This window comes from Candidatus Dadabacteria bacterium (assembly GCA_026706695.1).
In the GTDB taxonomy this organism is placed as follows: Bacteria; Desulfobacterota_D; UBA1144; order Nemesobacterales; family Nemesobacteraceae; genus Nemesobacter.
Map to the genome: position 1 here is coordinate 1 of JAPOYE010000098.1, position 12,455 is coordinate 12,455.

Genomic DNA, 12,455 nt, shown 5'->3' on the forward strand with positions numbered 1-12,455 from the left:
ATTGGGTTTGTGACATCCGTGACCAATGTGTTTCCACAGGTGTGCCGTTCTTCTTCAAGCAATGGGGAGGGCGAACACCCAAGGCTGGTGGTCGCATGCTTGAAGGGGTGGAACATAACGCTATGCCTAACTACTACTAAACGGAGGAATTATCCATGTCTTCTTTCGAGTGGCACCCTAGTGAGCCACCTCCTCGGATTGAACTACATAGCAAGGCGAAACTGGATGTGTTGCGCAGATACATTCAGGAATATTTCGATAGACTGAATGTCAATCCGCAACGGGAGGAATTCAGGCTTGATCTAATCGATGGTTTTGCTGGAGGCGGTACATTTCGTGATGGAAATACCGAAATCTCAGGTACGCCTTTGGTCATGTTAGAGGAAGCAAAAAAAGCAGAAGAGCGTTTAAACAGGAAGCGGAAAAAGCGACTACACATCAATTGTAAATTCTATTTTGTTGACAAAGAGGAAGCTCATACGGATCACCTCAGAAAAGTTCTCAGAGAGCGTGGATACAGGGTTGATGAAGACAAAATTGTTGTCCGAACCGGTCTTTTCGAGAATGAAGTCAAAGATATTCTCCGTTCAATTAAACAAAGACAGCCTCGTATTGGACGTGCCATTTTTCTTCTCGACCAGACCGGTTTTTCTCAGGTAGAGTTGTCACTCGTCTCTAATATCTTGGGTGAGTTGAATGCGGCCGAAGTCATACTGACATTTGCTGCGGAGTCACTTGTTAATCATCTGACAGAAACACCTCAGATAGTCAAAGCGGTTTCACCGCTGCAATTGACTGAACAACAGATAGGCGATTTGATAGAAAATAAGGATGGGGTTGGTGGAAGGGCACTAGTTCAGAGGACTTTGCGCGACCATCTGCGCGTAAGGACCGGGGCAGAATACGACACTCCGTTTTTCATTCGCCCCAAAGTGTCTCGCCGTGCATTATGGTTTCTCCATTTATCGAGACATCCCACCGCGCGAGATGTGATGATTCAACTGCATTGGGAGATTCAGAATAGGTTTGAGCATTATGGTCCCGGTGATTTCGGCATGTTAGGGTGGGATGCATTAAGAGACTCCTCAAATCTTCCTTTGTTTCAATTCGGCGACCTTGACAAGGAGCGGATGCAAAAACAGCTTCTGGACTCGCTTCCAGGGAAGTTACATAGCTTGGTATCTGAACAGCCAGTTACCGTAGATGCAATGCGGCATAGATTCGCAAATCAGACTGCCGCTCGGTTTTCTGATCTTGATGAGATTGTCCTTCAGCTCGTTAGAGAAAAAGAGTTTCAAATTCTAGATCCAGAAGGCAAGGTGCGTTCGCGTTCGCTAAAGCGTTTGAAGTCTACAGATCGAATAGCACTACCTCCAATTTTATTATTTTCGGTAGTCTCTCGCATACGGTGAATTTTCTTTTTGGTAACTATTTCAGATCAAATCTCCAGACGGAGACCACTTCCTTGCCAGCACCGTGCTCTTCCCCCTATCTGAATACCTTTATCTCAAAAGTATTCTTCTCTCTGGGATCAAGTTCGGTCGGGATTTAATCGTATTATATTTGGGAATATAGTTATTGGCCCGAGACTTGTTTTACCCAAGGCACATATTCATATGGGTCTCCACCAGCAATTCGTAGACGGTTCATGTATTTACCATTATAGCCAAACTTTCTGAGTAAGATTAGTTCTATGTACCAGAGACTCAACCGAATAGCATCTATTTGGGCCTCGGGAGGAATGGGCGTATATTTCTTTTCTGCATGAACTAGGTCGTTGCGGATTTGTACAATCGCTTCTGGCGCATCGCCAATGTAACAATCTTCATATTTCTCCCTTCTTTGTTTAATTTTTTGTTCGGAAAAATCTTTTAGACCTTTACATGAAGAAGGTATCTCATTGTCAATCTCGACTATTCCTAATAATTTCCGCAGCTTTTTTTCTGTTGATAGTTCCTTTGTTTTATTTGCTGAGAGCTCTTTTCTTATAATCTTGTAAGACAAAGATTCTAAGGCAGCTTGAGCAAGAATGATGCCTATATGAGCAAAACTATTATTACTGTTGAAATACCAGTCAATAACTGTACATAGGGTCTTTTTCCAGTCTGGATCATTATAAAAGCACCAAAATCCAGGAAACAACTGGGAAATACTATCTCCTCCTCCTATTGCAGGTAAACATCCCTTAGTTCCTTGACTCCATGGTTCGACATGAGCGGTTCCCCATTCAAGTGTCAACTCCCTATCGTATTCATCAATCGCTTTCACGAGTGTTAAACCACACGCCGAACCGCTGACGAACGAAAGAAAAACTCGCAAACCACTCAAAACATTTTTTGCCTCACTTACTAAGAATGTTTCTCTATCAGAGCGGTTGATAAGCCCTGTGTGTGAGACAGCGTATCCATCTTCTTGCTCTAATATCTTCCGGTTTTCATGGAAGTTAGGTGTTTCTGTAATATCAATCCTCCAAGGATGATGTTCCATTTTTGTAGCACCTAATCGACGGAGAGACTTTTCATTAACTTTGGTTTTTTTGTCATGCGAACCATAAAATTCCCTAAAATTTAACATGCTGAAACTCATGGATTGAATTCGTGTATCCGGTTGAGCTACAGTACATGGACTCACAGCAGGCACTAAAAACCCCCTAAAAGAGTTTTTTGATTTTTTGAAAACAACGTCATTGAAATTGTAAAAAAGTAGTACGTTGATTTTGAAACCGTTTCCTAGGGTAATGAGGAATGGTCTATGTTGGTAATGCTCTAAAAGTAATATGGGAAGATGCTCCGACTCCATACGGCATGTTATGATTGGTGATAGATGAAGAAGCACGTTAACCGAACAAGGTGTCGGCAAGCGTAAGTTTCCTACATGAGTTACACTTGTATTTTCCAAGAAAATTGGCTCATTTGCTTTTGAAGGAAGATTATCTAGAGACATCCTTACTTTCTACTCCTTGAAGTATTCTTTGTCCCCCCTTTTGTTGGTTTAATTTTGGTTTTTAGTGGCATCCGCATTTTTTCGTAGAGCATGAAGAGATGTTCAACTCGCTGGCGTTCTGAGGAGAAGCCTGTACGGCGATAGAGTCGGTCTACCGCACGATCTAGGGTTTGATGAGCCCGGCGCAGATTGGGTGGCATAAGATTAGGGTCGTAGAGATCAGATAGCGTCGCATCCGGATGGGTGGCGCGGGCATCAAGTACCGCTTGCGCAAGTGGTTCCAGTCTCGACGTATTTTTACCTTGCGGGGGCAATGGAAAAGTGTTGTAGACTACACCGATGGAATACATATAACGGCTTTCCAAACGTCCTGCTACTGCGCGCATCCAAGCCATGTGCATAGCTGAGGTCAACAATGCGAAATCCACAAGAGTAGCGTCGGGAAGCAGGCGAAGACTATTGCTTGGAATTACTGGTGGTTCGAGCCAACCGATGGGGACATACTCCCGCCGTTCTGAACTGATCTCTGGAATGACCAGAAACGGGGCTGTGGGAAGCACGTTTACATGGTAGAGAGTAGGGATTTCCGCTAATTTCTGCGTTGGCTTGCTCTTGCTGGCTTTACGGTAATCGCGCACGGAGGCAATTCGTTTCCTTACCTCCGGCAACTTTGCCAGCAAGGACGGCGATACGCCATGCAAGGCAAGAATCCAGCGTCTACTACCTTGCAGAAACTCCCGGGCGCCAACAAAAGGGCGCAACAGAGGTCCGGCATCGGGTTCTTCCTCGAGAAACCGCGCCCGCTCTTCGGCCGTAAAAATGTAATGGCCACCGTCTATCGGTTTTGACCCGATAATCAGTTTTGTCATCCCGTTGATTGGTCTGCTCTCCTCGCAAACCGTTATATGGGGGTTAGGAAGTCCAGCAGCGTCAAACAGATAAGGTGAAAGTGTCTTGTGCCGGGTTTCTTCCGGTTCGCCATCAATGTCAGGATAGCTGAACAGGCGTTTTTCCGGTTTTGCTTTTTCTCGTCTATCCAGCCCGATGATTACGACATGGACATGTGCTTTGCCTCGCACCTCGGAACCTCAGGCGAAGGTACGGTGAGCGAAGCTGATTTCGAGCTTCAAACGGTCAAACAGCACCGGCCAGAGTTGCGCTACTTGCTCGCCCTGCGTAATGGAATTAGTCGCCACGAATCCGATTCGCGCCGAGGTATTTCGAACATGTTCTCCGGCTTTTATAAACCAGGCGGCGACATAATCCAGACTGCCGCCGCTTTTACCCAGACCGGCTATCTTGCGAACTTGCGCGCGCTGGTCAGCCGTCTGAAATTTTGCGCCCACAAAAGGCGGATTGCCGAACACGTAGTCGCAGCGCTCCGGCGGCAGAATCTCGGTCCAGCCGGTCTCCAGGGCGTCTCCGTATCGAATATTGGGCGATTCTTTCAGCGGAATACGCGCGTAAGCCTCCCCGAACTCCAGGCTCAACCGGTTATTCATGATATGGTCCATCATCCAAAGGGCGGTCTCGGCGACCCTCACTGGAAATTCACCGAGTTCAATACCGTAGAACTGGTTCACATTCACCAAGGAGAGTATCTCCATATAAAATTCTCTCTGTCGTCCTGATCTGGTTTCCGTCGTGCGGATTTTACGCGTGCGAAGCTCACGGATTACCTCTATTTCAAGCAGACGGATTTCCCTGTAAGCGATGATCAAAAAGTTCCCGCAGCCACAGGCCGGATCGAAAAAGGTAAGGTTGCCGAGCTTCTTCTGAAACTCTCGAAGCCGTTTTTCGCGGTTGTTCTTCAATGCCTTCATTTTCTCGAATTCAGCGCGGAGTTCATCAAGAAACAGCGGTTCAATCACCTTGAGGATGTTTTTCTCGGTAGTGTAGTGCGCACCTTGGGCGCGACGCTCGGCCGGTTCCATGACCGACTGGAAAAGCGCGCCGAAAATTGCGGGAGATATGTTCGACCAGTCAAAATAACAAGCCTCGAGCAACCGCTCGCGCATTGTCCTGGTAAAAGAAGGGATACGCAAGGGTTCACGGAAAAGGTCGCCGTTTATGTAGGGAAAGCCTGCGAGGTCTTCGTCAAGCGTTGTAGAGCGCTCGTTATCCGGCGTATCCAGAACCTGGAAAAGCTGGGCAAGCAGAGGCCCTAGATCAGAACCGTCTTCCCTAGTACGCGTCTCGATGAAATCTAGGAACATGTCGCGCGGTTCGAAAATACCCGTGTCGTCGGCAAACAGGCAGAAAACGATCCGCACCAGGAAGCGTTCCAGATCCCCGTGGCCGCGGTACCCGGCCTCATCAAGCGCGTCGTGCAACCGCCCGACGAGCTCAGCCGCCTTGATATTGACCGGGTCCTGATCGCGGAAAGTCTTGCGTTCCACGCCGATAATAAATCCGAATTTTTCGACATGGGTTGAAAGTTCGGGCAACGTAAAACGAAGCAGTTCCCTTTCGTCGCGGTCGAGAAGTTCGAAGTTTTGGAAATCGCTTATGAGTGTATAGCGCGGGCGGTCTTTTTCAGGCAGAGCATCAGAGTAATCTCCCGCCTGCTTGCGGGCGGGATTCAGATCACGACCTGCGCTTTTTTGTTCAACCAGCAGCATCCCCGGCCAGAACAAGTCAATGAATCCTGAACTGTTGTCCAGTTTCTGCACATGTTCTTCGTAACGCGCGACAGAACGGCGTTTAACGCCGAATATTTCAAAAAAATCGTTATAGAAACTTTGCGTTTCTCCTTTTTCGTAGGCAGCGTCCGCCCATTCGCGGGAGAATTCGGCGGCACGGCTTCGGATTTCATTCCAAGACAAGCGCATGGCGGTTTATATTTTCAATCAAAATGCTTCCATAATCGGGTGGTTATATATATTATGAAAACGAGATCAAAGCAGTCCTTTGAGAAGTCCTCCGTCTACTTGGATAGTAGTTCCAGTCATGTAGCTTGCTTTTTCTGAAGCAAGAAAGCAGGCTAGGGCGGCCAGTTCTTCAGGGGTTCCTATTCTTTGCAGGGGAATATCCTTCTCCATCTCTTCTATGGCTTCTTCGTATTCAATGCCCGACTGCGCAGCCCTTTTTTCCGCAAGCACTTTTATCCTGTCCGTGTAGATTCTTCCGGGGCAGATGTTGTTCACCAGTATATTGTCTTTTGCCAGTTCGTTTGAAAGAGTCTTTGAGAAGCCTATGAGCCCGGCACGGGAAGTGTTTGAGAGTATCAGCCCGTCTATTGGCTGCTTAACGGCTATTGAGGTTATGTTGACTATTCTTCCCCAGCTTCTCTTCTTCATCAGAGGAACTACTTTCTTCGCCAGGTAAATGCCGCTTAGAAGGTTAAGTTCCAGAGCGTTTTGCCAGTCAGGTGATTCAAAATCTTCAAAAAAGCCGAAAGGGGGTCCTCCGGCGTTGTTTATCAGAATATCAATTCCGCCAAGTGCTTTTACCGTTTCTTCTATTACACGGTCAATCTGTTCTGTATTTGTTACATCGGCCGCGGAGACAAGAACATGGACATCAAAACGAGTTCTAATTTCGGAAGCTGTGCGTTCTATTTCGTCTTCCGAACGCGAGAATATGGAGAGATTTACACCTTCATCCGCAAGAGCGAAAGCTATTGCTTTTCCGATTCCCTTGCTGGACGCCGCTACCAAGGCGACCTTTCCCTTTATACCGAGGTCCATAAGCTATTTTTTCTTCTGCTTTGACTTTGCTTTCTTCGTATCGGACTTTATCGAGTCATATGTCTGACTGGAACCTGAAACAGCAGCTTGTTCCGTTGGAAGAACGGGACTTTGAGAAGAAGCGGCAGGGGCACCTTCTCCGACATCGTGATCTTTTAGCTGCTTGGGCTCAGTTATTTTTTTCTTCCCGTAGTCGGTTTCATACCAACCCGAGCCTTTCAGGTGAAAAGCGGAAACAGAGATGAGTCTTTTAAGTCTTCCTCCGCATTCCTCGCACTTTCTTACAGGTTTGTCATTAAAGCCCTGCAGGATCTCGAAGACGCCTTCACACTTCTGGCATTGATATTCGTAAATAGGCATGGCTTATAAAATCTCCCATATTTCCAGAAAATCATCCGGACATATGAGAAAAAATCAAGAACAGCGGTGAAATAGGGCGCTTGTAGCTGATTTCCCCGGATTTGTTCATGGATTTAAATAAGTTTACATAATATACATTATCGGACGTTGGGTATTTTCGCTGGGAAACTGGAGGAGGAGTATCATTTGGGATATATTTATGAGTAATTAGAGGTAATTAAAGATAAAAGCTTATAGGTTTTTCAGACAATTATGACTATTGTCCTTCTTGGACCATGAACTCCCAGTGTAAGGTTAAGTTCTATATCAGCCGTTCTACTCGGTCCAGTTATAAAAGAAATACACGTACACAATTCATCATAATTTTTTTCATAAGATTCCCCGAGCTTTGCAAACAGAGCATGAATATCCAAAACTATGTTCTCCTTTTCAAGTATCGCGATATGCACGGGAGGTAGAAGCGAAGTAAGTCTCGGCTGCTCCGGACCGGACAGCAGAACTAAAGTTCCTGTGTCAGCAATGGCAAAATCAGCTCCAGTTATTCCTATATCTGCGGTTGCAAGATCAGTTTCCGAGGCAATTTCAAGTGATTTCAAGGGTTTTGTATTCCAGAAGGAAACCGACTGGGCACCAAGCTCTTGGATAAGTTCATTTATTTTCTCAATCAGGCTTCCCTTTTCTTCGAGAAGATGAACTTCCCCGGATACCATCTTAAAGTTTACTATAAAATCGTTTTGTAACTTACTTTGATCAATAGATAATTGAGGATCTAGAAAGACCCTTTCCGTACTTTCGTTTACGTCTCTCTCCATTGTTGATACAGAACATAAGTTTTGCAGTATAAGTGCCTTTGATTCTTTAGAAATCATTTTAGTAATGTTCCGTTTTTCCCATGATATTTTTCTTTCCATCTCTCTCTGAAGGGTTTTTTCGAAAAAGCAGGAAAATTCTTTTCTTTAGTCCATTTTGAAAAAGGATATGGAAGTCCCCGTAGCTCATTATCTCTTTGGTAGAAATACTGGAGAAAGACCATCATTTTTCCTGTAAGGTTATAGTAAAACGGCTTGCTGAAAACGAAACTCCAGACCCGAAAAGCAATTTTCTCCATGAATCCTGCCGGATCCGGCTTTTTCCTGCCCTGTTCCACTACTTTCTGTCTCAGAGAGAGAAGAACATGGGGAAAATCGATTTTTACCGGGCACACGTCCCTGCAGGCTCCACAAAGGGATGACGCAAACGGCAGGTCTGCCGTTTTTTCCAAATCGTTTAACTGGGGAGTTATTACCGCGCCTATCGGTCCCGAGTAAACCCATCCGTAACTGTGCCCTCCTACCTGCCTGTAAACCGGACATATGTTGATGCAGGCTCCGCATCTTATGCAGTAGAGCGATTCCTTTGTCTCCTCTGATCTTGCTATGTCACTTCTTCCGTTATCAAGAAAAACAAGGTGAAACTGCCGGGGACCATCGCTCTCCCCTTCCCTTTTGGGGCCCGTTATGAGGGAAACATAAGTGGAGGATTTCTGCCCCGTGGCGCTCCTTGCCAGGAGGCTCAAGAAGATGGAGAGCTGTTCAAACTTGGGAACGATTTTTTCTATTCCCATGATAGCCACGTGTATGTCTGGAAACGTGGTTGCGAGCCTGGCGTTGCCCTCGTTCTCCACTATTGCTATGGTTCCACTCTCCGCCACGGCGAAATTCACCCCGGAAACGCCCATATCGGCCGAGAGAAACTTTTCTCTCAGTTTTTTTCTCGCTATTTCCGTAAGCTTTTCCGGCTCTTCATACTCGGGCACTCCGAATTTCTCGGAGAAAAGCTTTGAGATGTCCTCTTTGGTCTTATGGATTGCGGGGGCGATTATGTGGAAGGGATGATCATCGCAAAGCTGAACTATGTATTCCCCGAGGTCTGTTTCCACGGTGTTTATCCCGTTTGATATGAGGTGCCTGTTAAGTTCTATCTCCTCTGTGGCCATCGATTTGCTTTTTACAACGTTTCTGACGTTGTTTTCTCTGGCTATATCGACCACTATTGAGGAAGCTTCTTCGGCATCTTTTGCCCAGTGTACGTTGCCACCCATCCTGATAACGCTTTTTTCAAGCTCCAGAAGATAGCTGTCCAGATTGTTGATCACATCTTCTTTTATCCTTCTGGCTTCGGACCTGAGTTCTTCCCACTCAGAGACTTCGTTTACCGCTTTCCGTCTGAAGGCTCTTGACCTGTCGGTGAAATTCACAAGAGCTTTTTTCAGCTTTGGGCTTTTTAGAGCCTCTACGGAATTTTTCTTGAAGTCTATGCGTTCGGTAATCATTTAGTGTCCTCAAAAGCCATGAGCTCGGCCAGATGAAGCACTTTTACGGGCATTTTTTTTCTGGATATAAGTCCTTTTATGTTCATGAGGCATCCCATGTCGGTTGAAACGACAGCGTCTGCCCCTGAATCCAGGATCGAGTCTGTTTTTTCCTGAAGCATGGATTTTGATACTTCCGGATACTTAATCGAAAAAGTTCCTCCAAAGCCGCAGCAAGCATCGGCCATCTCCATTTCGATGAGTTCGACTCCGTTAAGGGACTTGATAAGTTCGCGAGGCTGAGAGCTTATCCGGAGTTCTCTTAGCGCGTGGCAGGAATCATGAAACGTAACCCTGCCCTTGTATGCCGAGTCAAGATTGAGAGCTTCTTTCCGCTGGAAAACAAATTCTGAGAACTCATAAATGTTGGATGAAACCTTCTCCACTCGGGACAGTTTTTCGGGATCATTGCGGAAAAGTTCCGCGTAATAGTGTTTTACCATGGATACGCATGAACCCGAGGGACACACGATTGCCTCGTCTCCATCGCCAAAAACATCAAGAAAGTGACAGGCGACCTTCTCGGCTTCTTTTGCGTGACCGGAGTTAAACGCGGGCTGCCCACAGCATGTCTGCTCTTGCGGAAATTCGATTTCGAACCCCATGCCTGAGAGAACCCTCAGCATCGCTTCTCCTACTTCGGGGAAGAAATTGTCTACGAGACAGCTTATGAAAAGACGGATCTTTTGTTGTTTTTCTGGTGAACTCATAACTATTTTTTGTTCCAGATTTCCTGCCACGCTTGGAATTCGGCCAGAGTAACTTTATAACGTGCACAGCTTCCTTCGTGCAATGCAATCAACTCGTTTTCGGCAATTTCTCTGAATGTTTCCCTGTCCTCAAATTCAATGTTTTTTTTCACCCAGTCCTCAGTATACTCAAATGCGGACTTTCTGTTCATTGAAGCACGGATGATTTCCTGTACAAGGTGAAGAAGCCCTTCGCGATGCTTGATTCGGAACTGATCAGGTTCTCCGATCACCTGTCTTACCGCTCTGTACCGTAAAGCCGAGGATTCATAGGCTTTGATATAGATGTTTTTGAGGAGGACAATTTCTTTAAGCTCATAAACACCCAGAACCGCTTCGGTATATGTGTCGGTTGGTACCTCTATAAAAGATAGAGGCATGAGGTTTTCCCTGATCAGCGGGATGTTGGCGGCAAGACGTGACAAGCGCTTGTTAACGTCATCAAACGGCTGCAGATAGGGGATTTGTACCATGGTGAAAAAGGACTGCTCAAACGGGTTTTTGATGGCGGTGGCGCTCGCGAGGAGTTGGTCAAAACATTCGTCAATCAACTGAGGCGTTTCGAGTGGCCGGAATGCGGATTTTCCGATTCCCACAGCGATGCGTCGCAGTTTGCCGACCGATTTAGGGTCGGCAAGAAGGTTATGCGCCAGCAACGCATGGAGATTGAAAATGGTGTAGCGGTTAAAGCCGGTCTCCGCTGCGGAATCGACAAGGAATTCAATCGCTTCTTTGTGATTCAGGATCATCTGAGCTTCAAATTGATCCTTTCCCTCGGCCTCTTTGCCGAAATTGATAAGTCGGCCGGTTTCAAGCAGGGAATAGGTGTTACCCTCAAGACGGCTTGAGCTCCATGATATATCTATGAGCAGTCGGTTGAGAATTTGCTTCGCATAAGCACCTGCGGGCTGTTCCACCGTAACCTGGGTGCCGATCTTCCTCAAATATTCCCGCTCTTTCTTAGAAAGATAGAAACTCTTGTTCGGCAGGTAGGAATCGAGAAACTTTCGGTCATAACCTACTCGCTTTCGCGTTTCGATGGGCTGACGAATATATTTCCGAATTTCATTTATGCTCTCCGAAAATGATTCTCCGGATCCGGCGTCTTCTTTAGGAACTTTCCTATATGTTGCTGTTGTGACAGGAAGTCTGTACTTAACTCCGCGTTTCTCGCCATCGATAAGCAGACGACCCTCGTCTACGAGATGTTTCAGTCGGTACTGGAGCGTGCGACGAGGAATTTTCTCATCAAGTTTGTTTGCAATTTCCCGAATACCGGTTCCATCCGGGAACATTGACACAATCAGTTCGATGGCTTGAAACTTTTCTTCCGGTATCCTTTTTCCCATTTTTTATCCAGTAGCGCACATAGAGATATACGCAAGCAAAATACAGTTGTGCGCAATTAAAGGCTTTTATACGCAACTAAAGTGCAGTTATGCGTAATTAAAACATGCTTTTGCGCAATTATCAAGTTTTTGCGCAAACTGTGTGTTTTCTCCAGGCGTGGCTTCAAACTTTAACCCGCGGGATTTTTACAAACCGTTGGCAGGCCTTCCGGTAAACAGGCCTTCGTTACACAAAATAGTTTCCACACAAAAAAATTGAGATGCGAGGTGCTTTGTCATCTTTAATATGCGTGAATTGAAGGATGATACTCCTACATTGGCAGCCACGAAGCGAGGAGTTAGAGACTACATTTCTGGATAAACGGAAAGCTCTATAAAGAGAAAGAATCACTTGTGGAAGCCGAGGTTGAAGCGGGAAATGACAGGGCTAATCTTAAAGCATTTTTAACCGAAGCCGCATTAAGACTCGTTTACCTCAGAAAAGGTAAGGAGTTTAAAGATTACAGAACAGAGATAAGGAAGTACATTCCTTAGTTCTGCCCGTAGTATCATCAGTTCAGGTCCACCATTCTTTATGAATCTATCCGTTAGCAGGTCGAAAGACTTAGCAAGGGGTTTTGACATCAGAACCAAGTTGATGGACAATCACAGCCATGAGCACGATTTTCACACAGATAATAAACCGGGAAATTCCAGCCGATATAGTATATGAAGATGAGTTCTGTCTGGCCTTCAGGGATATAAATCCCCAAGCTCCCGTCCACGTTCTCCTCATTCCGAAAAAGGAGATAGTTTCAATGGCAACTGTTGAGACCGAAGATCAGACGGTCCTCGGACACCTTATGGTCAAGGCTTCGGAAGTAGCCTCAATGCTCGGCCTCAGTGAGGGCGGGTACAGGCTTGTCGTAAACACGAACGAGGATGCGGGACAAAGCGTTTTTCACCTGCACGTACATATTCTCGGTGGAAGGAGATTCACCTGGCCTCCGGGATAATTTCGTGTGCTCTGGGCTGT

12 protein-coding genes and 1 pseudogene are annotated in these 12,455 nt (G+C 46.1%); 4 read left to right on the top strand and 9 right to left on the bottom strand.

Features of this window, described 5'->3' with window-relative positions; genetic code table 11:
* On the top strand, positions 1-140 hold a 140-nt coding region (locus OXG10_07510; GenBank protein MCY3827202.1), incomplete at its 5' end, for a DUF5131 family protein.
* Positions 141-155: 15 nt separating this feature from the next.
* On the top strand, positions 156-1,412 hold the full coding sequence (locus tag OXG10_07515; protein ID MCY3827203.1) for a three-Cys-motif partner protein TcmP: 1,257 nt from the start codon (positions 156-158) through the stop codon (positions 1,410-1,412).
* Between the two features lie 163 nt (positions 1,413-1,575).
* On the opposite strand, the gene OXG10_07520 is transcribed toward OXG10_07515, so the two are convergent.
* The 9 genes and pseudogenes from OXG10_07520 to OXG10_07560 form a co-directional block, all read right to left on the bottom strand.
* Complete coding sequence (locus OXG10_07520) at positions 1,576-2,943, bottom strand: hypothetical protein (GenBank protein MCY3827204.1); 1,368 nt, start codon at positions 2,941-2,943, stop codon at positions 1,576-1,578.
* A 2-nt stretch (positions 2,944-2,945) separates the two neighbouring features.
* Positions 2,946-4,022: a hypothetical protein gene (locus OXG10_07525; protein ID MCY3827205.1), complete on the bottom strand. Its 1,077-nt coding sequence runs from the start codon at positions 4,020-4,022 to the stop codon at positions 2,946-2,948.
* A gap of 9 nt (positions 4,023-4,031) precedes the next feature.
* Positions 4,032-5,774: a class I SAM-dependent DNA methyltransferase gene (locus OXG10_07530; protein ID MCY3827206.1), complete on the bottom strand. Its 1,743-nt coding sequence runs from the start codon at positions 5,772-5,774 to the stop codon at positions 4,032-4,034.
* 66 nt (positions 5,775-5,840) lie between these two features.
* A complete protein-coding gene (locus tag OXG10_07535; GenBank protein MCY3827207.1) occupies positions 5,841-6,632 on the bottom strand; it encodes an SDR family oxidoreductase in 792 nt (263 codons plus the stop codon).
* A 186-nt stretch (positions 6,633-6,818) separates the two neighbouring features.
* A pseudogene (locus OXG10_07540) lies at positions 6,819-6,992 on the bottom strand (zinc ribbon domain-containing protein).
* A 242-nt stretch (positions 6,993-7,234) separates the two neighbouring features.
* On the bottom strand, positions 7,235-7,861 hold the full coding sequence (locus OXG10_07545; GenBank protein MCY3827208.1) for a lactate utilization protein C: 627 nt from the start codon (positions 7,859-7,861) through the stop codon (positions 7,235-7,237).
* Positions 7,858-9,303 (bottom strand): LutB/LldF family L-lactate oxidation iron-sulfur protein, encoded by a 1,446-nt coding sequence (locus OXG10_07550; protein ID MCY3827209.1) that lies wholly within the window; start codon positions 9,301-9,303, stop codon positions 7,858-7,860. Before OXG10_07550 ends, OXG10_07545 begins: the two co-directional genes overlap by 4 nt.
* Positions 9,300-10,052 (bottom strand): (Fe-S)-binding protein, encoded by a 753-nt coding sequence (locus tag OXG10_07555; protein MCY3827210.1) that lies wholly within the window; start codon positions 10,050-10,052, stop codon positions 9,300-9,302. The genes OXG10_07550 and OXG10_07555 overlap by 4 nt, the downstream gene beginning before the upstream one ends.
* Before the next feature lie 2 nt (positions 10,053-10,054).
* Positions 10,055-11,440 (bottom strand): Fic family protein, encoded by a 1,386-nt coding sequence (locus OXG10_07560; GenBank protein MCY3827211.1) that lies wholly within the window; start codon positions 11,438-11,440, stop codon positions 10,055-10,057.
* 393 nt (positions 11,441-11,833) lie between these two features.
* Between OXG10_07560 and OXG10_07565 the strand changes: the two genes are divergently transcribed.
* Positions 11,834-11,974, top strand: a complete 141-nt coding sequence (locus OXG10_07565) for a hypothetical protein (protein MCY3827212.1) — start codon at positions 11,834-11,836, stop codon at positions 11,972-11,974.
* 119 nt (positions 11,975-12,093) lie between these two features.
* A complete protein-coding gene (locus OXG10_07570; protein ID MCY3827213.1) occupies positions 12,094-12,435 on the top strand; it encodes a histidine triad nucleotide-binding protein in 342 nt (113 codons plus the stop codon).
* Positions 12,436-12,455 lie beyond the last annotated feature (20 nt).

Excerpts from the sequence above, each read along its gene's own strand:
- OXG10_07515 (MCY3827203.1), top strand. The coding sequence starts at position 156 with ATGTCTTCTTTCGAGTGGCACCCTAGTGAGCCACCTCCTCGGATTGAA.
- OXG10_07520 (MCY3827204.1), bottom strand. The coding sequence starts at position 2,943 with ATGTCTCTAGATAATCTTCCTTCAAAAGCAAATGAGCCAATTTTCTTG.
- OXG10_07530 (MCY3827206.1), bottom strand. The coding sequence starts at position 5,774 with ATGCGCTTGTCTTGGAATGAAATCCGAAGCCGTGCCGCCGAATTCTCC.
- OXG10_07535 (MCY3827207.1), bottom strand. The coding sequence starts at position 6,632 with ATGGACCTCGGTATAAAGGGAAAGGTCGCCTTGGTAGCGGCGTCCAGC.
- OXG10_07545 (MCY3827208.1), bottom strand. The coding sequence starts at position 7,861 with ATGATTTCTAAAGAATCAAAGGCACTTATACTGCAAAACTTATGTTCT.
- OXG10_07550 (MCY3827209.1), bottom strand. The coding sequence starts at position 9,303 with ATGATTACCGAACGCATAGACTTCAAGAAAAATTCCGTAGAGGCTCTA.
- OXG10_07555 (MCY3827210.1), bottom strand. The coding sequence starts at position 10,052 with ATGAGTTCACCAGAAAAACAACAAAAGATCCGTCTTTTCATAAGCTGT.
- OXG10_07560 (MCY3827211.1), bottom strand. The coding sequence starts at position 11,440 with ATGGGAAAAAGGATACCGGAAGAAAAGTTTCAAGCCATCGAACTGATT.
- OXG10_07570 (MCY3827213.1), top strand. The coding sequence starts at position 12,094 with ATGAGCACGATTTTCACACAGATAATAAACCGGGAAATTCCAGCCGAT.